The following is a 23,009-nucleotide window of genomic DNA, read 5'->3' as shown; positions in this document are numbered from 1 at the left end:
CAAAATTAAATAATTTTTAATCAAAATGTCATCCTTTGTTTAAAAATTGAAACGTTACAAACGTTATTATTTTTTAGTCCTGAAATATACTGAAAATACTTCGGAATCCCATCTATTTTTCCGTTTTTCGGCTTTGTATATATATTAAAAAAAAATATCTTTGACTATCTTAAAATTTTATAGCGGAATTTAATTTGTGTATTATGGTTTCAGCGATTTTATTCAGACCGGTAAGCCTGGGCTTATCCAATGCACGTACCTATTTGTTCGGTGCTGCTTTTATTCTCGGTAATTTACTTTTACCTCAGTTGTGTCATTTTATTCCGGAGGGCGGAAAAATGTTGTTGCCGATTTATTTTTTTACATTGATCGGAGCTTATAAGTTCGGTATCCGGGTCGGATTATTGACGGCTATCTGCTCACCTCTGTTAAATTGTCTGTTATTCGGAATGCCTCCTGTTGCCGTCTTGCCCGTCTTGTTGATTAAATCCTCTTTATTGGCGATTGCAGCGGCGGCTGTTGCCGGTTATACCCATAAATTATCCCTTTTACACGTTGCGTTTGTGGTATTGGCTTATCAGTTAGCGGGGGGAGTTGCAGAATGGGGCTTGGCTGGGAATGTACAAGCTGCTATTCAGGATTTTACATTAGGTTTGCCGGGTATTTTGGTGCAGATAGCCGGAGGTTGGTTGGTCCTTAAACTTTTAGCAAAATATGAGTTCTAAAAGTTTTGCAGAAGTATTGGAGAAGATCCGTACCCTGGAGTTTAAAGAAGAGTTTGACATGATTGTGGCCATTGCCAATGGCGGTATTATTCCGGCGGCTTTGTTGAATCAGCGCTTGAATATCGATATACAGTTGCTGAAGCTGAATTTACGGGATGCCAGTCAAAGGCCGTTGTACGATAGCCCCCGTTTACTGGAAGAAATAAAGTTTGACGTAAGGGGGAAAAAAATATTGCTGGTAGAAGACCGGGTAAAGACGGGAATGACGTTGAACTATGCCAGGCAATTGCTGGCAGGGGCGGCTTTGGTGAAAACTTTTGCGGTAAACGGAAAAGCGGATTACTGTCTGTACGATGAAGCGTGTTTTCGTTTCCCCTGGATACTGTAGAATGCATTTTTAGACTTACGATGTTGATAGGATAAGTTGGGATAAAAATTATATGCGGGGCCGGACTCATTGTGTGATTTTTGATTTGCAGTTTTAGGCGGGGCCGGCTTTGTGTACAATTTGCAGTCTGGAATTTACAGTTTCAAATCAGGATCACGGGGTTTATAAAAAATTAATTTTTGATTCTTAATAGTATTATAATATGGATAGGCGAGAATTTTTGAAGGCTTTGGCTGTTGCCGGAGCTGCTGCGACGATAAAGATGAGCGGGCCTATGGAAGTATTGGCTCAAACGGTTCAAAACAGTATGACTGGTAGTAATTATGATTTAGTGGCGGTAATGGGGGGTGAACCGGTGGATATGTTCCGGAAAGCCATTTCCGAAATAGGTGGAATGGGACGGTTTGTGAAGGCGGGGCAGAAAGTTGTCGTAAAACCGAATATCGGTTGGGATAAGACTCCCGAGTTAGCCGGGAATACCAATCCGGATCTGGTTGCCGAGATTATCCGGCAATGCTTTACTGCGGGAGCCAAAGAAGTGGTTGTATTCGATCATACCTGTGACGATTGGCGTAAATGTTATAAGAATAGCGGTATAGAAGATGCGGCTACGGCTGCCGGTGCCAAGGTGGTTCCGGCCCACGAGGAAAGCTATTACCGGGAAATCGATTTACCCAGGGCTAAAAGCCTGAAAAAAGCGATGGTTCACAAAGCCCTTTTGGATAGTGATGTGTGGATTAATGTACCTATTTTGAAGAATCACGGTGGGGCCAAAATGACAATAGCCATGAAAAACCACATGGGTATCGTATGGGATCGGGGATATTTCCACAAAAATGACTTGCAACAATGTATTGCAGATATCTGTACGATGGATAAACCGGCGGTTTTGAATGTCGTAGATGCTTACCGGGTGATGAAGACCAACGGTCCCCGTGGTAAGTCAGCTGCCGATGTGGTGACACCCAAGGGGTTGTTTCTTTCTACCGATATTGTAGCGGTAGATACGGCTGCGACCAAATTTTTCAATCAGATCGAATCCATGCCGCTGGATGTTGTGGGGCATTTGTCGAAAGGTGAAGAATTAGAGGTCGGGACAATGGCCATCGATAAGCTGAAAGTGAAGAGAATAAAAATGTAGGATTGAAATTGTAGATTTACGATTTTAGATTGATCGTGTGAGGCTGATCCCGGATGGATATACGATCGGAATTCGGGATTGTTCGTTACCGGTTATTTTAGTATGGAATCCGGAATTTATAATTTAAAATCACTTTTTCGGATTTTGTAAGCATTTGATTGTTTGAGGTATGTTGCGAAAATTACGAATTGTTGTATCGTTGGTATTTTTTGTTCTGCTTACGTTTTGTTTTTTAGATTTTGCAGGCATTAGCGGGACAGAATCATTTCTACCCCGGATTCAGATCGTACCGGCCGTTCTTTCTTTGAGTGCCGGTATCCTGATTGTTTGGATCATATTGACTTTGTTATTGGGACGGGTTTATTGTTCTTCGGTATGTCCGATGGGGATATTTCAGGATGTTATCGCCTGGTTATCCAGGCGGCAGAACAAAAGAAGAAAGTACGGCTATCGTCCGGCAAGAACAATTTTGCGTTGGTCGGTTGTAGGGATCGTTATTCTTGCTTTTTTAGTCGGTTTCACGTTCTTATTGAGTCTGACAGATCCGTACAGTGCTTACGGGAGGATGATTACAAATGTATTCAAACCTTTATATGTAGCTGGAAATAACGGATTGGCCTGGGTATTTACAAAATTCGGTAATTATACCTTCTATTATATCAACGTAACGATCTTAAGCTTGTTTGCTTTTATCGTAGGATTGGTAACTTTCGGCGTTGTCGGTATTTTGTCCTGGCGGTATGGCCGTATGTACTGCAATACCTTTTGTCCGGTGGGCACATTGCTCGGCTTTTTATCGAGGTATTCTTTATTTAAAGTGCATATAGATACGTCGAAATGTAACGGTTGCGGTTTGTGTGCTTTAAAATGTAAAGGTTCATGTATCGATAGCAAGGAACATTCGGTAGATTACAGTCGTTGTGTGGCTTGTTTCGATTGTCTGGAGAATTGCAGACAACAGGCGGTTTCCTTTACTGTAGGGAAAAAGAAAGCCGGCCGGCCGCAATCTGTAACAGACGAATCGAAACGACGTTTTCTGGCAACGACGGTCGCGACAGCCTTGGTCATACCGCAGGTAAAGGCCCGGGAGCATTTGGAAAATTTACAGCCTGCCCAAGCCTATAAGCGTGAATATCCCCTCTCACCTCCGGGGGCTGTCAGTGTGGAACATCTGTTGAAGCATTGTACGGCTTGTCATTTATGTGTTACCAAATGCCCTTCACACGTGTTGAAGCCGGCTTTTAAAGAGTATGGCTGGGGAGGGATGATGCAACCTATGATGTATTTTGAAGACGGTTTTTGTAATTTTGATTGTACCGTTTGTTCGGAGGTTTGTCCTAACGGAGCGATTTTACCTTTAACTGTCGAACAAAAACATGTGACCCAGGTAGGAAGAGTTATTTTTCTGATACAGAATTGTATTGTCAATACGGATAAAACGAGCTGCGGAGCTTGTTCGGAGCATTGTCCGACTCAGGCCGTAACAATGGTACCTTTTGAAGACGGTTTGACCATTCCGCATGTAAATCCGGATATTTGTGTCGGATGCGGAGGGTGTGAATACGTCTGTCCGGTACGGCCGTTCCGGGCGATTCATGTCGAAGGAAACCCGGTACATCTGGAAGCGAAGCCATTTAAAGAGTCCGAGCAGAAAGAGGTCGAACTGGATGATTTCGGCTTTTGAAAAGGTGATAGATATGAAGAGAGGAAGAAGTTCCCGGTAAAAAGGGTTCTTCTTCCTCATTATAGAAAGGGTTAGTTTAGGAATGAATGCTCAGTTCTTCCAGCAGATGGGAAGCCCCGGCATATTTGTCGATGATCCAGAGTATAAACCGGATATCTACACATACACATTTGTTGTAATTCGGATGGAAATAAAAGGCTCCTGCCATGGATTCCCAGTTTCCGTCGTATGCCAGACCGATAAGTTCTCCCTGGGCGTTCATTACCGGACTGCCGGAATTACCTCCGGTGATGTCCAGATTACAGAGAAAGCCTGTGTGTAAACGTCCGTCTTTATCGGCATAATTTCCCCAGTTTCCTTGTTGGATAGCGCTCAGACAACTCGGGAGCAGGTCGAATTCGGAATCTCCTTTTTTGTATTTTTCCGTATATCCGACGATGGTGGAGCAATAGTCGTCGTAAATCCCGTCCCGGGGGGAGAAACCTCCGATTTGACCGTAAGTGATCCGCATGGTCGAATTGGCGTCCGGATAGTATGGAATACCCTGTTCCGTCCGCATTTCGATAAAAGCCTTGGTGTAAAGGGTGCGGTAAGTCGACAGTTCCTGTGCGTTTTTCTCAAGGGCTTTTCTCCATTCGAAATCTCTCTCCAAAGTCGTATTCAGAATTTGGTAAATCGGGTCCTTGAAGATCGCCTCCTTGGTTACCCGGCGGGATAAGAATGTTTCGAGCCGATGCGGATCGGTCAGAACTGAACGGGCGTATATGTAATCGGTCAGTTTCGAGTAGTCTTTTTTGAATTTGCTGATAAGACCGGATACTTCGGCCGGTATTTTTTCCGGAGAAACATTTTCTGCATAGAGGCGGAGCATGGAAGCAAAAACCTGCCGGTCCGTTTTGCTGTCGAATGTTCGGAAAAATTCTTTTCCGTCTTTTTTCAATCCGATGATTTCCGGATCGTCAGCAGGTAGTTGTTGTTTTTTTGCAATTTCCATGCCTTTAGCCGTCCCGTAGAAACGGAAAAAGAGGTTGCGTACATACGGGCCATTCAGTAGGGTTTCGGTATAATAAGCTGTCGGTGCGACCTCCGGAATTCTTTCTGTGTAGATTTTTGCTAACTCGTCGAGTATATTTCCGTATTTTTCACGAAGTTCAGGCCTGCTATTGATCCAGGTTAAAAGTTTGGCTTCTTCCTGGCGTTGGCGGTCGATCACCCGGTAGCGCTGAAGGTATTCATTTTCTCCGATGGCATATTTCCAGTAATTGCTACAGGAGAAATATTCGGAAGCATAGCCTAATTGCATCCGGGAGTCGGCATCCATAGCTTTGCGCAGTATGTCCAGTTTGGCCTGCCGTGCCTGTATTACGGCGGGATTTTTCAGTTCCATTTTTTCTTTGATTCCCCAGGAAGGGGTGTAGCGGGTTGTAGAGCCTGGGTAGCCCAGGATCATCGCATAGTCGCCCGGTTGTATGCCTGCAATAGATAGTGTGAGGACTTTGCGGGGTTTTAGCGGAATATTGGCTATGTCGTATTTTGCCGGTTCTCCGTCGGGAGACGTATATACACGGTAAAGGGAAAAATCACCTTTGTGTTGTGGCCAGGTCCAGTTGTCGGTATCTCCTCCGAATGTCCCGAAACAGGAGGGAGGCGCGGCTACCAGGCGTATGTCTTTGTATATTTTGTAATAAAAGAGAAAATAGTTTTCTCCCCGTGCCATACAAACACAACTGGTTTCATATCCTTTTTTAGCGTATTTCTTTTCCAGCTGAAAATTAATTTTCCGGGACGTTAACGGGCGGTAACCTTTTTCCCAGGCCGGATTCTCCATCTTATCCAATTCTGCTTTGTACTCGTCCGTTATGTCGATGATCCGGTCGAGAAACATGACGGTTTTGCCCGGTACCGGTATTTCTTCCCGGTAGTTTTGGGCCCAGAATCCGTTTTTCAGGTAGTCGTGTTCCAGACTACTCAATTGTTGGATATCGTTATAAGCACAATGGTGATTGGTTATCAGCAGGCCGTTATGTGAAATGATGCTACCGGTACAACTCCCGTTGTCAAGGGCAACGATGGCATCTTTTAAGGAGGGGGCCGTTTCACTGTAAATGTCCTGGGCTGTCAGTTGCAGTCCTTGGGTCTTCATAACTTCGTAGTTGGTCCGGGCCATCAGGTTGACCAGCCACATGCCCTCATCCGCCCGTCCTGTCTGGAACAGGACGAGCAGGAGGAAGGACAATACGGATTTTATTCGGATAGTCATATCTTTATTTTATTTCTGCAGATTGAGAATCCGGGGACAGGGTTGTACCCGGCTGTTCAAAATTATAAGGAGCATTGATATCCTCTGTTGTCCCGTCGGAGTAATGGATTGTCCATTGCGGTTCCTGCAATATGTTCCATATATCTTCTTCCGTCGCAGCTTCTTTGGCATAGGTGATCCGGATGACCGGTACATCTATTTTCAATGCTGTTTCGAATCCGATAATTCCCGGTTTTACAGAGATGAAATTGGCAAAATAAGGGAGCATATTCTGATACATCGGTAAATCCAGTTGCGGGAACTCTATTTCATATACGGCTGTTTCTTTTCCTTTGTAAGTTTCGTCGGCTTGTTTAAATGTCGTTCCGGATTTTGGAAACATTTCCTGTAAAAATTCCAGTCGTCCGATGGTATCCACTTTTTCAGAAAGAGATATCAACCGGTAATCACATTTGATTTTCTGAACGGTTCCTCCGTGTTGCGGCATGTCGTATTCCGGGGTTTCCACAATTGATTTTAGTTCCTTTTTGTCAATTTGTTTATTGATATCCATATACAATTTGATACGAACAGGACAGTCGTATTCGGAAACAATGCCGTAGAAACCTCCGTGGCTGCGTATGATATTTCCCAGATAAACAATGTCCATCCTGTCGAAAAGATTTTCAACGCCTAATGTGATGATTTTCAATTTATCGATTTCGGCCGGTGGGGTCTCGAGTTTACGCTTTGTAGGGGTAAACATGGCTTTTTCAACTTCTTCCTGAGTTGTTTCCTGAGGATCGTAATACACTTGAACTGCGAAACGGTTGACATAGGTCGTTACTCCGTAAACGCCCGGTACGTGTTGCATTTTAGCCGAGAAAGCTTTTGAACTGCCGTAACATTTTACTGTTCGCATTCCTTCTTTTTCAAACATAACGAGGTGTTTGGAGGTATCACCCCAACGTTCGCTTATTGTCGGCAATTCCCAATGGCTGCTTGTCCAGATACTGAAAAAGAAGAGTACAACAACCAGTACGGCAGGTATCCAACGGAAGGCGGTTTTACCGTTGACACTAAGTGCCTGTTGATGGCAGGAAGCGATACATTCTCCGCAAAGTGTACAGTCGACGTCTTTTATTACTTTGCTTTTCGTCAGGTTAATGGCATGCGGGCATTTTTTTGTACATACTCCACAATGATTACATTTTTCGTTATCACGTACAATATTCAGAAGCGGGAAGGTTTTGCTCTTGTGCAGAATGATTTCATAAAAATAAGTGATAATACTTGTAATACCCAATGCCCAAATGACAGAGATATGAACTACGCCGGTGTAATTCAGCAATACGGTAAGTAATAATATCGCGATAAACGTAAGTGTAAATTTGAATATGATACTCAAGGCTCCCAGCGGGCATATGTATTTACACCAGAACATCCGGATCGTCAGATTACCGACCACGAGGAGAAGAAGGGAAATAACGGACATCCATACTGTGATTTCACCTTGAAATCCGGTGGCTACCGCATAGTAAGGGTCAAAGTTCTTACAGAACAGTTCACTGCTGGCTAATGTCATGTAGAATATCCAGAAAAGCAATATGTATTTGACGATTCTTAATGCTCTGTCAGCAACAGATGCGGTTGGGATTGTGTGATTGATCTTCATTTTCCGTCCCCATTTACCCAACCATTCGGAAACGGTCCCTAACGGGCAGACATAACCGCAGAAAAGCCGGCTGAATAATATGACACATACGGCGAGCATGACACCCATCGTAATTTGAATGACCGACATACTGCAAGCCAGGGTTTCTGTGTTCAGATAGGTCGCCAATGATTCTAATCCTCCGAAAGGACAATAACTTTCCACATTGGCCGGGGCTCCTCCGAAGAATACTTTCAAGATAAATCCTGCAATGAGAGCGATAACGCCAAGTTGCAGAACATGTTTCCAACTATTTTTTTTCATGATATTTTATTTAGGTGTTTGTATTTTATGTAAGCTGAAATGATGAATAACACATTTTGATACCCTATATTCAAAATAAAAACCAATGTTTTAATTGTAAATTTTAGATTAAAAGAATCTGATCATGAATCGGGTTGTCAGATAATTTAAAATTTACAGTTTTAGACCAGGCTTTAAATCAGTCAACGGGCTTGTCAGAAAGCAAATCCGATGAGGGCCTGTATGTTTGTTCTGGTTTTGTCTTGAAATTCGCCGTTCAGTGAACGGTTATATATAAATCTGGCATCTCCGTATAAATTCATACCTTTGGCTTTATTGAGGAAACGGGTGTAGCGGATATTAAGTCCTCCCCTGAAACGATCGGAAGTAAGGTATTCGAATTCCCGGGTCAGTAAATCGTCACGCCTTTTGTATTGGTCGTTATCCGGGATTTCACCTGTCGCTTCCGTTTTTGTTTCGAGCCGTTTTCCGTCTCCGATGGTATAAGCCAAATCTATCCGGCAATCGAACATGCCTTTATGGCGTAGAAAGTTTTTGTTAAAAGAGAGATAGCCTTCGTAATTTTCCAGTTCCTGGGTAAATTTAGCCGGGTATAGCCTGTACCCTCTTTTGACGGAGAATCCTCTGGCTCCTATACGGGCATCCCAGGAGCTGTTATAGGCTGTACGGTTTCTGAAAAGCTGATAGTAAACATCAGCATTGACGACATCGGTATACGCTTTATTTTTGATGCCGTATTGTACCCACACTTCATTTTGATCGATGATTTCTATTTGCTGAATGTTTTCGTACATCAGGCAATTGGATGTCCGGAGGGCGAGTGAAAGGTAATGATCGTATTTTTTACCGTTTATATGTAAAAGTCCGTTATAGTCGTATATTCTTTCTTTTATTTCTCCGCTTTTTTCATTGGTAAAACCGCTGGGAAAGCTTTCCTGTTTGCGTTGGCTGAAAGAGAATTCATTGAAAAAACTGAATTTTTTGCTGAATATTTCGGCTTGTACAGATCCTCCGTAGGTTTCTTGCTGATAGTCGCGCTCGATGCTGCCGCCTCCGTCTGTCATAATATAGGATTTGTAATGCCAAAGGCCTTCGAATTCGAATATCTCATGTATTTTACCCGAGCCGATGACCTTGACATCGACTAGTTCGGTCATTTTCTGGTAGATCATGTTGGCTCCGATACGTAACGGACCGGTTTGAAACATAATACCCGGATAGAGATTAAGGTTCATGTAAGTATTTTGATTACGGGCATCTTTGTGTTTGGCATTACTTGTCGTTTCATAACCGATCTTCGCACCTATGGCAAAATGTTTTCCCAACGGATAACCTACGCCTCCGTCGATGCGGTATACTTCCATCGTTTGTTCCCCGGGAACGCTGTCGGCCAGATAAATGGGCGTGTTATAAGTAGAGAGCACATTGGTCCAACCCATATTCTTACGAATATTATAATCGAATGAAAATTTTCCATAAAAATAAACTTTATTCAATTGTAAAATCGATTCTGTGAGTAAGCTCATGCGGTTGAAACTGCTGGGATCCTGTACATTTCTGAATTTGCCGTTCTCGTATTGCCAACTGCCTTCTACGACGGAAAACCGGTCAGATCTGTTCGTCGTGAGACCGGCGGCATTGTGTGATGTGATCCACGGATTGTTCGCTTTGAGACGTTCCATCCGGTAGTAATTCTTTTCCTGTCCCAGGGTATTTGCAGTGAATGCAAGTATAATTCCCAGGCTGAACAGATATATTTTAGAATTTTTCATTTGTGCTGTTATTTAGTGAAACCATGGGTTTCATTCGTAATCTAGTCATGTTTCCCGGTTGCGTTTCCGGTTATAAATGCATTGCCTGTTTATTTGTTTCTCAAGCTGGCCGGCAGGACTTCGACGTCTTCCGAAGAATTGTTGCTATCCATATAAATGATTTGTCCGTTGTCTGCCGTTTTTTCAACCTTACGTTGTACAGAAAGACCGGAATATAGTTTTTCCTGACAGACGAATCCTGCATCTACATTGGATGTCAGTCGTTTGTATACAGCGGATTTGCTTTGAATACATTCGATACCGTCTACAACCCATTCTTTATCTATCATCAGATGATAGAGACCGGTATGGGTAACGGGATCCTGCATCAGATGGCTGGCATCGGAAGCATAGTCGGTGGCGTTGCCCGGAATTTTAAACATAATCATTGCCGGTCCGCCGTTAGGCACCAGTCCGTAAGCTTCTCCCGGACCTTTCCAGATCAGGTTCAATGAAATAACTCCGGGGGCTGGGGCTTCCTGCATGGAGAGGTTTACATTGTAGAATGCAAATTTTACGTGAGACAGATCGACGGATTCCGTATGTCTGGCTTTGTGGTTGACTGCATTAACTGCAATAACGACCTCTTCTCCCGGTTGGAGCGGATAATCCGTTCCGCTACCGGGTATTTGCCAGGCCATCATGGCTACGGGCAGTAAATCCATCAATGTGCCGTCCGGTTTGACGAAGTTACTTTTGCTGGCACTGGTAATCGGTGCGACAAATCCGAGGCAGATACTGTCCAGGTAAGCTATTTGTTCGGAGTTGTTGTAAATAGCCAGGTAATTGTCATTGCTGTATGTAATGCCGTCGTCCGTCATACATCCTCCGAAATAAATTTCCCGGATAATCAGATTCGATTTCAAAGCATAGGTCAGGGGTACGGTGTAAAAATCGTTTATGTCTTCCCGGCCGGGAGCCAATACGATATCGCTGTATCTTCCGTTGAAAACGTAAGTGTTGTACTCCTCTGTCAATTGATATTGTACGATGGCATCGTAAAAGCCGTATTCGACGTCCAGATTTGCTATGCCTTCTTCATTCGTCACAGACGTGTAGTAACGTCCGGAGGCAGTGTTATACAGCTTGACGGGGATACCGCTTCGGGAGATATGTTGGAAGTCTTCCGGGAATTCGATCCCAATACGGATTTGGGTGTCGATTTTCTCTTCTTTCAGGCATCCTGTACATAAAAATAAGGTCAGGATACTAAAAATATAATATGTTTTCATGTTCGTCTGCTTTAAAGTGTGTATTAAAATTTCAGGCTGATCTCTGCACCGAAGAAAATTCCGGAGTTCATTCTGACATCCATACCGTTGGCTTTTAAATAGCGTTTCGGCCGGGCATTGGTGAAATTGTTAGCGTAGAATGAGAGTGAAGCATAGTTCCCGATTTCTTTGGTCAGACGCATATTCAGCATAAAATAGGGACTGGGATCATTTTCTGCAAATGTACTGGCCCTGTTTTTGAGTATCATTTTCTGGAATAAGGGGTCATTGGCCTCTTTGTCGGTGAAAAGATGAACCATGCCGTAGGTGTCCATATAAGCAACCGGATTGACACATTTCAGGTATTTCATGTCTTTGCCCGGATCACCGAAAACATAATTTCCGTCGTCATCCTGCATGTATACCATGTTGATCCCGCGGTATTTGTTAAATACCTGGTTTTTGTCCATCCATACGCATTGACCGGATAAGGTGACGATCAACCGCAATTGCGGGATATGGGTAATGAGGCGTATATTGGTGTTCAGGCGCTGCATTTTTGTGCCGTTGCTACTGCCATTGCCTCCGGCGTAGATGCCCATGTAAGGGTAAGGTTTGCCGTCGACCATGTCGCTTACATAACCTGTTTGCAATACATCGTTGTGTTCTTTCTGATTGAAATAAGCCCCGTCTATAATAACAGAAGTTTGGAGCGGATTGATTTTTCCGAAATCCAGGTTGTATTCGATCCCCCATTTATTGATGGTCATACCGTTTCCGGGGAGTCTGTAACCTAAAAAGGTATTGATCGTCTGATACCCTACCGGTGTACCGCCTACTGTTACCTCTCCGTTTGTGTATTCCGGCCGTCCCATCATCGGGTCGTAATTATACTGTCTGTAGTTGGAGGGACGGGCCGTACTTTCCCATGTAAATGCGTGGGTCAATTTCTCTTTAAAATAGGTAAAATTTCCGGTTATACCGAATGCTTTCAGGTCCAGTCCGATTTCCATGTTACGACTGGAGGGGAGTTTCAGGTTCGGGTTTTCCGTTTTTTGCACATCGGTGGTGATCACCGTCAAATTATAGTTATTGGCATCATCGTTGTAATTAAAGCTGATATGATCGGAATATACCGGATCGGGGTATAAGTGGGCCAGGGTCGGCATTTTGGTAAGGATACCCCAGCCGCCCCGGACACTCAGATATTGTATACCTTCCCGGTTATAATTACGGTCGATCAGCGTCAATTTAGCATTGAAGCGGGGGTCGACGGTGATGTCGTAATCGGCAGCTTTAGTGGCAATATTGGTCAGGCGTACGCCGGCAGAAAATTGAAATGATATTTCTTCGCTGAACGGAAGGATGACTTTATCTTCTGCAAATCCGGTGTATTCGTGAATGAACGGAATGTCTTTAAAAGGCCGGGGACGCAGGTTCTGGGCCGGCGGATAATGTGAGTCGAATGTCTTGCCGTCGCCCCGGTTCCCCTTGGTGGTCCATTCCGCTCCGAGCATAAAATTATTGTATATTTTACCGTACTTCCCGGTTACATTGGCCGTTAATTTGGCTTGTGCATAAATCGGAATACCTTCGATCCTCAAGTCACTGAAATATTCGTAAGGCAGTAATACGCCCAGATGTTCTCCCGGTTCTTTCGCATTGGTATTAGGCAGTTTGACAGCAGAATGCCACTCTTTGTTTCTGTTGTATTGACGTCCATAAGAGCCGGAGGCACTGTATTCCAGACTGGTAAGCCAAGGCTTTTTCACCATCCAGTTACCGAAAAAATTCAATCCTATTTTGTTGTCTTCGGATTTGGTCAATTCGTCTAAAGACTGGTCCGGATCTTTTTTCACTTTATCCATCGTTATGCTACCGTTCAGTTTGGCGTTAAAACTGACAGGACGGCCCTTGGTGTTGAAGATATTGGAGTAACCGATCTGTAGCGTACCTCTGCCGTAGGAGCGGGAGGGGGTACGTATGTCACTCAATGCCTTGGCATAATCGGCATCGAAGTTTAAAAATCCTTTGTTCGGACCTAAAGCAAACCCTTTACTCAGGGAGGCTTGTTTCAGGTGTGGGTCTGTTTTAAAACGGGCTTCCCAGGGGGCTTTCCCCGCTTTCGTCTTGACAATGACGGCACCGGAGTTCAGGTCACCGTATTCTGCAGAGGCGACTCCTCTGATGACTTCTATGGATTCGATGTTGTCTACCGGAATTTGCCGGGCATCGACTCCTGTGCCGCTGGTGGAGGAAGAGGCCGGATTACCGCCCGATACCATCTGCATGTTGGCGTCGTTGGAAATTTTTGCTCCGTCGACAATAATGGAGGTACCCAGCGAGATGGCACTGTTCGTACCCGAGATGTCCCGGATCGTAACTTTGGCGACACTTGTCAGTTGGGGGTTTTTTGTCAGGGAACCGGGCAATAATTGCATAGCATCCTGAATATTGGCTGCTTGTAAGTGTTCCAGGGCTGTCTTGCTGATGTTGGACGTACTGTTCATTTTTCTGGCATCGGTGGCCGTTACGGTCACTTCATCCAATGCCAGTGACTGTGCCTGGAGCTTTAGCTGGTATTTGGATATGTTCTGGCGTATGATGATTCTGACGGAATACTCCTCGAAGCCCAGACATTTGGCTTCCAGCGTATATTCTCCTCCGGCGATGTCTTTGAGGATAAAATTCCCGTCGACATCGGAGGTTGTCCAAAGGGATAATTCTTTGACCAAAATCGTCACATAAGGTATGGTTTCTCCGGTTTTGGCATCGATGACCGTCCCCGAAAGCGTGAACTTGCTGGATTGGGCCTGTAAGGATAACGGTCCCGGTAACAAGATCACCAAGATGAATAAGAAAATGTTCCTTAAATTCATGATTTTATGGATTAGCGGTTAGTAGTTTTAGGGTTATGTCAGTTTAAAAAATGGTACAATCCACTTTTTCTATGACCATATCGTCCAGGTAGTAGCGGTTGATCCAGGCTTCCATTTGAGATATTTTCAATTCCGATTCCTGTATGTGGTTCTGCAGATTCAGCATGATCAATCCCAGCAGTATTCCTGCTGCCACACTCATCCAGATATGCTTTTTATGAAAAAAACGTTCTGTTTTGCGGGATTGGATATGTATTCTCAATTTTTTCAGCACATTGTCGTAAAATTCATCACTGACGGATGTAATTTTATCTTTTTCGATTATTTTTTCCCACGCCATAACATTGTATATTTTCAATTGCACCATTTTTACACACAATCGGAAACATTTATACCTGACCAGAGATCGTTCCCGTTTTAATATTCACACCTTGTCAGAACAAACACGCCTGAAATATTCAGTGTTGTCCCAGTTGTTCCCTCATCTTAGCCTCTGCTTCGTGATCGTAGGGAAAGAATACCGGATAGCGCTCGTTTTTTTGAGTTACAGAACATTTTTCTTTACAGAACGGACAATAATGGTCCATATCCAGCATTTGTCTGAAAATGTCGTTCAGACGGCCCGTTTGTTCCGGAGTACAAGTTTTTTTGATGTTCATAAGGTGTTCAATCGTTTGCTTTTTTAAAGCCCGGTGAAGGAAGCCGATCATTTCTGCCAGACTGTCCATTTGTATTTCAGAAGGATACGGCTTAGCCAATTCATTTAATAAGCGATAACGATTTTGACACAATAGTTTCAATACGATTTGATATTTATACTGGATTTCCCGATCGGCGTCCATCAACAGTTGGAATTGTCCGTCTGTAAATCCCAGTTCGTTTTTGATGAACTCATTTGAAAGTTCGGTCTCGCTTCTTGTCGGGATTTCATCTTTGCCTGCCGGAAACAGGAAAATGAAAAAAGTGACATTTACCGTTAACAGAATGATATTGGCCCAGTAGATTAGCTGTTTTTTAAATTCTATTTTCATAGCCGTTTTATTTTAGTCTTTTGAAAATTTTTTCCAGATTATTTTTTGCTCTGAAAAGGAGCGATTCTACGGATGAAACCGAAATGCCCATTACATCGGCGATTTGTTGATAGGATAAATTTTCATATTTACTTAAAATTAAAGCTGTGCGTTGTCTCTTTGGCAGGCTGTCGACAGCCTGGTGGAGCAATGTTTTCGTTTCGTCTTCAGCCAGGTGTTCCCAAGCCAACGGATCTTCTGAAGAGGGTTCTGTTTTAAGATTCCATTCTTCTACATTTATTTTTTTTATGCGTCCCCGCAATGATTTGCGATAATCGATACATAGATTGACAGCTATCCGATGAAGCCATGTTGACACACTGCATTCTCCCCGAAATTTTCCGATGGATTGGTAAAATGATATAAACACTTCTTGCGCAAGATCTTCGGCATCCTCCCGATTGTGGACGAATGCATAACAGGTATTGACAATTTTGGCCTTGTACTTGTTTACAAGTTCTTTGAAAGCCTTTTCGTCACCTTCCCTAATTGCTTTAAGGTTTCTGTCTTCGTCCATCTATCTCCGCCTTTCCAAAATATATACCCATAGTTAATAATATTGCCAACGGAAGTTCCGGATGTGTTTACTTATTGCATCTGTCAACCTGGCAAGGATACTGCAAAGTTCCCGGCTTTGCAGTATCCCGTGATTCATTTATCCACCTTTTCGCTCAAGGGGAATTGCAGAACCGGAGCACTTTCTTTGGTGACCGTCGTTTTGTTGATTTCAACATCCTCCACCAATAGAGCCGACGGGTAAATCATCGAAGTCAGTACATAGTCGTCCAGCATGAATTCGGTGACTTTTTCCTTTGCCGAAATGCCAGCCAAACGTCTCAGATTTTTCAGTTCGACTGAAGAAATATCAGCGGAACGCATCAGCGTTTCTTTTCCGTCTTTGACATCGACTCTGTAGATGACGGATGCTGTCGGATCAATGCTCCGTACAATATATGCATACGATAAACCGTCTTCTTTGGCTATTTTTATCAATTGTTTTTTCAGCATTTCGGGTTTCGCTCCTTTGTCAGCCGAGATATGAAGGGTGCCGGGAGCTGTTGTATATAGTATTTCCCTCGGATAGGCATAATATTTAGAACTTCCGGTTGTCTCTTCACAATTCAGTCCCGGTACGCGTCCGTTGAGCATTTTTTTGAAGATACCATGTTCCACTAAGGTCAGTTCTTTCGGAGGAACAACTCCTTCGGCATCGATACTGTACGCTCCGTAAAGAGGTTTTCCATTGTATTGATCCAGATCACTATAACTCTTTACCGTAATTCTGTTGTCGATAATTTTCATATTGATCCGGGAATTGATGGGTTTTACCTTGTTCTGGACCGCTGTGAACCGGTCTTCCGGTTTCCGGTAAGCAAAAAGTCCGTTTTGGGTCAATAGATTTTTTTGAAGGATAGCAGCAGCAGCTCCGTCCTCGAATAGTACCGGACCGCAATAGAATTGAGTTACCGGCTCTGCATTCCGGAGTTTCGTCAGGCTTTCAGCAAATTCGGTAATTTTGATTTTTAATTCGTTCATATCCGGCAATTGCTCAGGAATATTGGCGATAGCCGAATAGCTGTCCTTGATCTGAATGCCATCGTCCGTACGGGTAGAAGCTTCTGCTTGTAGGCAGATGTAACGGACCGGTTGTTTCACCCGGGTACCTTCAGTTGTGGAAAGATAAACCTCCATATCCATTCCTTTGATTGTTACGGACGAATTGTACAATTCCGGATATTTACCGAAGATGGACGACAGGGTACGTAAATTGGCTTTCCATTGTTCTTCATCTACCACAAAAGGTTTTTCAGGAACGATGATTTTCTCTACCGGCTGTATTTTTACCAGATCGGTTAAACGGGCTTCTTCCGGCGTGCTGATTTCTTTTTGGCGTGCTGTCAGTTTGGCTGCCAGTTCTTTGGAAGCGTCTTTGAATGCGACGTCGGTTCCCAGCCATAAGCATTGGCGGATCAGATCGTAGTCGGCTTCGGCCGGCATGATCGTTCTTTTGTATCTGCCTTGGTATTTGCTGTCGCTGGTGCGTGTATAGTCACCCAATAATACGTTTACAGATCCGATCATTTGCTCGGGTTGGTTGTTGATTTTTGTGATAGCCCCGAGCACTCCTTGCATTTCATATTGACGGATCGCTCCGATGGAATAGGAGATAAAGAACGGTTTTTCTACGTCCGGCAGCGAAAGCTGATCCAGATTTCGCTTCAGTTCATCCTGCATCGCTTTAAAGATAATCTGATCGTTCCTGTGCTGGGCATGTGAAGGAATGATGAAAAGCAGCAGTACCAGAAATAATATATATCGTGTATTTTTCATTGCGAATAAGTTTATGAGTTTTTGTCAGAACGGTTATTTGAGCGGTTTCTCCAGGATAGGAGGTAAGTCTGCGGATTTATCCTGCTTTTGCATTTCTACTTTTTTGACCAGGATGGTGGGGGAGGTTGCCGTAACCGGAACTCCACCCGAGTCGGCTCCACAGGTCCCGGTAAATACCTGGGATTCTCCGCCTGCATGTATAATGTTGGAGAACATCGACAGCGGTGTTCCGATCAGGTCTACTCCTCTGACCAGGCGATCCGGGCGCCCGTCGACATATATTTCGTATACTTCCACCGGGATAACATTAAATGAATTGGCCATCATCCTGCCGGTCATCGTAAATCCTCCGGTCACCTCTTTGAAAAAATACCCGTATTCTTTTCCTTGTGCTTTGGCTTCGGCAATAAGCATACGGCGCAGTTCTGCCTCGCTTTTCGGATCTTTGGTTTCTACAATCAGATTCGATTGTCTGGAAGTCGGGTCATAACCGAGTGCGGCCCGGGCATGTCCGTTGGAACGGGGATGTCCGTCCAAAGGGGTACGGGTCATTAAAAACTCATTCAGTTTTCCGTCGACAACAACATCTACACGTTGGGCTTTTACTCCCTGGTCGTCATATTTGTAATGTCCGTTCAATTTTTCTCCGGCATATTCTTTCAATGTCGGGTCTGCATATACCTGCATGTCGGCAGGCAATACCGGTTTACCGACCATGGTTTTGAATGTTTGGGCATCGTCTTCTTCCTTCATGCGCTGGCCTTCGATGCGGTGACCGAATATTTCGTGGAAAAATACACCCCCCGATGCTCCGGAGAGAATCGCCGGGCCCGTGTAAGGTTCTACAATGGGAGCTTCTCTCAGTTCCAATAATTTTTTGACCAATTGTTGTGTCTCGGCTATGATCTGTTCATTGGAAGGAAGATCTTCCGGACGATAGGCAAAATATGAGAGCGATAAGGGGAGTTTCATACCGTCGTCGGCTTTGGTCATGCCGCTTACCAGTATTCTGGCCCGGGTTTGATTTTGGACGACAGCCGTACCGTCCGTATCGATGAAATAGATGCGTTTGACGATGTATTGCAGATAAGCTTCTCCTTCCAAGAGCTTGGGTTGATTCTGGAAAACGGCCGAGATTTCTTTCAGTCGTTTAATCCAGGCTTCCCGGTTGATGTGTAATTGGGCGTCCGGAAGCGGTTCTTCGTAATAAGTTTCTATCGGAGCCTCACTGAAACAGGGAGATTTATCGTCTTCTTCAACGTTGATCTTCATACTGGCTTTGGCTTGCTGGTACATTTCTACAGCAAATTTGTAACGGCTGTTGACTTCTTGCCAGATCGCCTGACGAATTGCATTTTCATTGTTGTTTTCGTCCAATGGTAAAACGGCATAGGAGGGACCTTCCCAAAAGGTGATCTTACATCCCATTGCTCTTTTTTTGAAGTTGTCGAATTCTTTACTTCCGATACGAATCTGGGGAACCAGCGTACGCTCGTGCTTGTAAGTGTCGTCCATTAATACACCGAAAGCCGTTGTAATCCGGGTAGCATATTCGTCAACCATCCGGTAATTCATGTAATAGGGGGGAAGTTCTTGCTGCTGTAATTCCTGCATCTGGTGGGATATTTCCCGTTTGAGCAGATCAAGTAGCCTATCCTGTCCGGATACTCCGGGGGTACACAGGATAAAGAATAGTATTCCTGTAATAAAGTTGCGCATATTTTTGATCTTTTAAAAGTGGTTTTTATTTCGATTCGGTAAAAGGTGGCAGATAAAGAAGTAAATTCTTTATCTGCCTGGCTGTTTTCGGCTATTCACGCCTAAAATTGAAAACGAGGGGATAAAAATCTTTCATCGGATAGAGCAGATCATCTCCGCTCAGACTGTTCAACATATCCTGGTAAGAAGCTGTTAAGAAATCTGTCGGCTCGTAGTCGATGATTCTGACTTCCAATATATTTTTTGAATCATCCGGGAAACGGAAGCCGATCATAACCGGACGTTCACTGGTGTGAGCGGCGGAGAAATTTACATTGGCTTTTCCCAGCGTGGCATAAGTTATCGTAGCATCCAGCCAATCTTGTTCCATCAACATTTCAGGAACTTCTTTCAAGAAACTGACACTTGTACTCCTGAAATATTCAGCCAGGTCTCCGGTCAGATTGATGGCTAAGGAGTCACTCTCTTCCGAGATAAAACGTAACGTACCGGCAGAGGATTCGTTATCGGGTAAATGAACCAGGTCTTCAGGATAGCTTACCCACCAGGCAAAAAGGTCCAGACTTATAAATTGGTTGGCATAGGTCCAGGTGCCTATCATATCCGATAAGATGTTGGGCTGTACGATCCGCACCGTTATCGTACCGGTGGTACTGGTGTGGACACCGCTGTTTTCGATGACACTCAATTGTATCAGATCGTAATTTTCCACTGCATTTTGGTAGTTAATCGTAATTGTGGCTTCATCTTTGCCTGCCGGTATGACAAATTCGCTGACATTATTTTCGATTGTGTAATGCGTACCGGCTTCTGCCGTTCCTTCAGTTTTAAACGGAATGTGCAGATCTCCGGCAGCAGACCAGGGATTCCCTTCATCATCCGTAACTTTAAGTTTGATGACACGCGAAGTATACAGATCGGTTGTCGCTCTGGTAAAGTTGCAGATTACCGATTTCCGTGCTTCTACGGCGACAGTGGCAGTAGTGTGCCCTTGTAATTCAAAGCCGTTTACCGGATTCAGGGAAAGGATAATATCCCGGTCTTTTGCATAGTTTTCTTTTGGCGTAATCCGAATGCGTGCGCTCCGGGTGGCGGGTAAGAAAACGAATTCTTTGTCTGAGATGGTATAGTCCTCATCTTCTACGGCAGAACCGGAAAGCCGGAAAGGTACGGCTGTCAGACCTCCCATATTTTCAGAAGCGTTTAGCACGATTTCCAACGGAGTGTCTGCTTTCAGTATATACGTCGGATTTTCCAGGGATAACGTGATGACGTTGTCTTCATCGTCGTCACAGGCAACCAAAAGGCCGATTGCCAGTAGCATGAACAGATACATTTTTTTCATAGTCGCACGTTTTAGTAATTATACACCTTGAGTAGTAGCTAGTAGGTCGTTTGTTTCAGACATTTAAAATTTGTCCTTTATATGAATAGACGATAAAAAAATAAAAACTTGCGCTAAAAAATGTTATTTTATTTTTGAGACCGGGAAATTTGGTGATATAAAGTTGTGTATGTGTTTGATACGTAGATGTTTGTATGTGTGATTGAATTTTGAATTAAAATAGTAAAAAGATTTGTAACGTTGCAAATGTGGTTGAAAATTTGATTCAGTATTGGAATTCAAGGTTGTTGGGCAAGAAGTGATGGAGGTTTTGTTGACCGGGCTGCTGAATGGTAAATCAAAATTCCGGGTTTGTATTGTTCCGGTAAAACCAGGTACCGGATTTTAAATTAGAATGGCAAACAGCGGCAGAGGGTGGTCCTGACCTGTAAATTTAAAATTTATATAACGGATTTGCTTATTCTTTTGAAAATGTTTATTTTTGCTTGTGATAAATATTTCTTCGGGGCAGGGTGTGATTCCCTACCGGCGGTGATAGTCCGCGACTCCCTTTTAAGGGACTGAATCGGTGAAATTCCGGTACCGACGGTAAAGTCCGGATGATAGAAGGAATAGGAAGGTATATGTATATATCTTTGATTTTAATATAGTATCATGCCCCGGATTTATATCCGGGGTATTTTTTTTGAAAATCAGGACATGGAAAACAAGCAATTTACAGAGGCTGACAGGCAATTTATGCTGCGGGCGATGGAGTTGGCTGAAAGAGGAAAAGGTTTTGTCAATCCCAACCCTCTGGTCGGGGCTTTGATTGTTCGTGGAGACCGGATTATCGGTGAAGGTTGGCATGAATATTACGGGGGCTTGCACGCGGAGAGGAATGCGTTTAAAAATTGTATCGAAGATCCGAGAGGAGCTACTCTGTATGTGACATTGGAGCCTTGTTGTCATCACGGGAAAACGCCTCCCTGTGTGGATGCTGTGATTGAACAGGGGATCGCCCGGGTTGTGGTCGGTTTGGAAGATCCGAATCCTTTGGTGGCAGGTAAAGGATTGGAAAAACTGGTGAATGCCGGAATAGAAGTTGTTACCGGGGTTGAGGAGGAGGCTTTACGTGAGCAAAACCGGGTGTTTTTGAAGTATATTGCGACCGGACTGCCTTGGGTTGCCCTGAAAACGGCTATGACTTTGGATGGTAAGATTGCTGCCTTTACCGGCGATGCCAGGTGGGTGACCGGCGACGACGCGCGGCTCCGGGTACATCGGATGCGTTCTGAGTATATGGGGATTATGGTCGGATCGGGTACAGTGAAAACTGATGATCCGCTTTTGAATTGCCGTTTGGAAGGCGAACACAGACAACCGGTACGTATTGTTGTGGATAGTAAGGCTTCGGTTGCTTTCGATTCGCAGGTCGTCCGGACGGCCCGGGTCTTTCCGCTACTGGTGGCTCATACTGTTCAGGCAGATGAGGAACAATTGGAAATGATACAGGAGGCCGGAGGCGGAACTTTATTGTGTGAAGAAAAAGACGGTCGTGTAGATATTACAGATTTATTGAAAAAACTAGGCGCAAGGGGGATTGATTCTGTTTTGCTGGAAGGTGGAGGCGAGTTGAATTACACCTTTGTAAAAGCAGGAGTGATAGATGAGGTATATGCTTTTATCGCTCCGAAAATTGTGGGAGGAAAAACGGCTAAAACTCCGGTAGAAGGAGAGGGATTTAAGCGGATGGGAGAAGCGTTGGAATTGAGTCCTTTTGCTGTGGAAGCGATAGGCAGGGATATTTTATTGATGGCCCGGCCGATTGTAAAACATTAGATTTTGACATGGTATGTTTACAGGAATAATAGAGGAAATCGGTAAGATAAAAAGTATTACCCGTAGCAGCCGTAGTGTTGCCCTGGAAATACAGGCAAAAAAAGTACTGGAAGATACAAAGGTGGGCGACAGTATTGCAACCAATGGAGTATGCCTGACGGTGACTTCGCTGACCGGCGGGGGATTTCGGGCGGATGTAATGCCGGAGACCATGCGACGGAGTAATCTGGGGACTTTAAAGCCGGGGGACCGGGTAAATCTGGAACGGGCACTTTGTTTGAGCAGCCGTTTGGGAGGACATATTGTAGCCGGACATGTGGATGGAACTGGACGGATTACAGATATACAACGGGACGATATTGCCGTTTGGATTACGATATCGGCCGATGCGCAATTGTTGAGATATATGATCGAGAAAGGTTCGATAACGGTAGATGGGGTTAGTCTGACGATCGCTTACGTCGATGAAGCGGTATTTCGGGTATCGGTTATTCCCCATACCCAGGAGGAAACGACATTAACGGGAAAACACACCGGAGATATTGTCAATTTGGAGAACGATATGATTGCCCGTTATGTGGAGAAACTGATGGGCAAGGAAAACAAGGGGTTATCCCTGGAGTTTTTGCAGGCGAATGGATTTTAAGAAACAAGCTTATAGGTCAAC

The 23,009-nt window shown here is 44.1% G+C and carries 16 protein-coding genes, 1 pseudogene and 1 riboswitch; of the genes and pseudogenes, 6 read left to right on the top strand and 11 right to left on the bottom strand.

Annotated elements, in window-relative coordinates; genetic code table 11:
* The first annotated feature begins 203 nt into the window (after positions 1 to 203).
* The 4 genes and pseudogenes from BN8908_RS11005 to BN8908_RS10990 all read left to right on the top strand — a co-directional run bounded on the left by BN8908_RS11005 (position 204) and on the right by BN8908_RS10990 (position 3,938).
* Positions 204 to 725 (top strand): ECF transporter S component, encoded by a 522-nt coding sequence (locus BN8908_RS11005; RefSeq protein WP_068690599.1) that lies wholly within the window; start codon positions 204 to 206, stop codon positions 723 to 725.
* Positions 715 to 1,113, top strand: a complete 399-nt coding sequence (locus BN8908_RS11000; protein ID WP_068690597.1) for a phosphoribosyltransferase — start codon at positions 715 to 717, stop codon at positions 1,111 to 1,113. The genes BN8908_RS11005 and BN8908_RS11000 overlap by 11 nt, the downstream gene beginning before the upstream one ends.
* Before the next feature lie 199 nt (positions 1,114 to 1,312).
* Positions 1,313 to 2,254: pseudogene (locus tag BN8908_RS10995) on the top strand (DUF362 domain-containing protein); the annotation flags it as partial.
* A gap of 169 nt (positions 2,255 to 2,423) precedes the next feature.
* A complete protein-coding gene (locus tag BN8908_RS10990) occupies positions 2,424 to 3,938 on the top strand; it encodes a 4Fe-4S binding protein (protein ID WP_068690593.1) in 1,515 nt (504 codons plus the stop codon).
* Between the two features lie 76 nt (positions 3,939 to 4,014).
* Here BN8908_RS10990 and BN8908_RS10985 read toward each other — a convergent pair whose 3' ends face one another.
* The 11 genes from BN8908_RS10985 to BN8908_RS10935 all read right to left on the bottom strand — a co-directional run bounded on the left by BN8908_RS10985 (position 4,015) and on the right by BN8908_RS10935 (position 20,521).
* Complete coding sequence (locus tag BN8908_RS10985; protein ID WP_148453288.1) at positions 4,015 to 6,198, bottom strand: S46 family peptidase; 2,184 nt, start codon at positions 6,196 to 6,198, stop codon at positions 4,015 to 4,017.
* 4 nt (positions 6,199 to 6,202) lie between these two features.
* Complete coding sequence (locus tag BN8908_RS10980; RefSeq protein WP_068690591.1) at positions 6,203 to 8,155, bottom strand: 4Fe-4S binding protein; 1,953 nt, start codon at positions 8,153 to 8,155, stop codon at positions 6,203 to 6,205.
* A 194-nt stretch (positions 8,156 to 8,349) separates the two neighbouring features.
* Entirely contained in the window at positions 8,350 to 9,927 is a 1,578-nt protein-coding gene (locus tag BN8908_RS10975; RefSeq protein WP_068690590.1) for a DUF6850 family outer membrane beta-barrel protein, read from the bottom strand.
* Positions 9,928 to 10,016: 89 nt separating this feature from the next.
* Positions 10,017 to 11,198, bottom strand: coding sequence for a DUF4876 domain-containing protein (locus BN8908_RS10970; RefSeq protein WP_068690589.1), 1,182 nt, complete (start codon positions 11,196 to 11,198; stop codon positions 10,017 to 10,019).
* Between the two features lie 23 nt (positions 11,199 to 11,221).
* Positions 11,222 to 14,056 (bottom strand): TonB-dependent receptor, encoded by a 2,835-nt coding sequence (locus BN8908_RS10965; protein WP_068690588.1) that lies wholly within the window; start codon positions 14,054 to 14,056, stop codon positions 11,222 to 11,224.
* Positions 14,057 to 14,099: 43 nt separating this feature from the next.
* On the bottom strand, positions 14,100 to 14,396 hold the full coding sequence (locus BN8908_RS10960) for a hypothetical protein (RefSeq protein ID WP_021988252.1): 297 nt from the start codon (positions 14,394 to 14,396) through the stop codon (positions 14,100 to 14,102).
* 118 nt (positions 14,397 to 14,514) lie between these two features.
* Positions 14,515 to 15,087 carry a hypothetical protein gene (locus tag BN8908_RS10955; protein WP_021988253.1) on the bottom strand — a complete coding sequence of 191 codons (573 nt, stop codon included), beginning with the start codon at positions 15,085 to 15,087 and terminating at the stop codon, positions 14,515 to 14,517.
* A gap of 7 nt (positions 15,088 to 15,094) precedes the next feature.
* Positions 15,095 to 15,643, bottom strand: coding sequence for an RNA polymerase sigma factor (locus tag BN8908_RS10950; protein ID WP_021988254.1), 549 nt, complete (start codon positions 15,641 to 15,643; stop codon positions 15,095 to 15,097).
* Between the two features lie 134 nt (positions 15,644 to 15,777).
* Positions 15,778 to 17,457, bottom strand: coding sequence for a metallopeptidase TldD-related protein (locus BN8908_RS10945; RefSeq protein WP_068690585.1), 1,680 nt, complete (start codon positions 17,455 to 17,457; stop codon positions 15,778 to 15,780).
* Between the two features lie 33 nt (positions 17,458 to 17,490).
* Positions 17,491 to 19,176, bottom strand: a complete 1,686-nt coding sequence (locus tag BN8908_RS10940; RefSeq protein ID WP_021988256.1) for a TldD/PmbA family protein — start codon at positions 19,174 to 19,176, stop codon at positions 17,491 to 17,493.
* 91 nt (positions 19,177 to 19,267) lie between these two features.
* Entirely contained in the window at positions 19,268 to 20,521 is a 1,254-nt protein-coding gene (locus BN8908_RS10935) for a Calx-beta domain-containing protein (RefSeq protein WP_068690583.1), read from the bottom strand.
* A gap of 494 nt (positions 20,522 to 21,015) precedes the next feature.
* Positions 21,016 to 21,136, top strand: a riboswitch (FMN riboswitch).
* 84 nt (positions 21,137 to 21,220) lie between these two features.
* Here BN8908_RS10935 and ribD point away from each other — a divergent pair.
* Both ribD and BN8908_RS10925 read left to right on the top strand, forming a co-directional pair.
* The gene (gene ribD, locus BN8908_RS10930; RefSeq protein ID WP_068692229.1) at positions 21,221 to 22,342 is read left to right on the top strand and encodes a bifunctional diaminohydroxyphosphoribosylaminopyrimidine deaminase/5-amino-6-(5-phosphoribosylamino)uracil reductase RibD; all 1,122 of its coding nucleotides are present in this window, start codon (positions 21,221 to 21,223) and stop codon (positions 22,340 to 22,342) included.
* 13 nt (positions 22,343 to 22,355) lie between these two features.
* Positions 22,356 to 22,988, top strand: coding sequence for a riboflavin synthase (locus tag BN8908_RS10925; RefSeq protein WP_068690581.1), 633 nt, complete (start codon positions 22,356 to 22,358; stop codon positions 22,986 to 22,988).
* Positions 22,989 to 23,009: the final 21 nt, after the last annotated feature.

It is taken from the genome of Culturomica massiliensis (genome assembly GCF_900091655.1).
In the GTDB taxonomy this organism is placed as follows: domain Bacteria; phylum Bacteroidota; class Bacteroidia; order Bacteroidales; family Marinifilaceae; genus Culturomica; species Culturomica massiliensis.
Note: the sequence above shows the minus strand (reverse complement) of the source record. Positions and strands in the feature narration are given on the sequence as shown.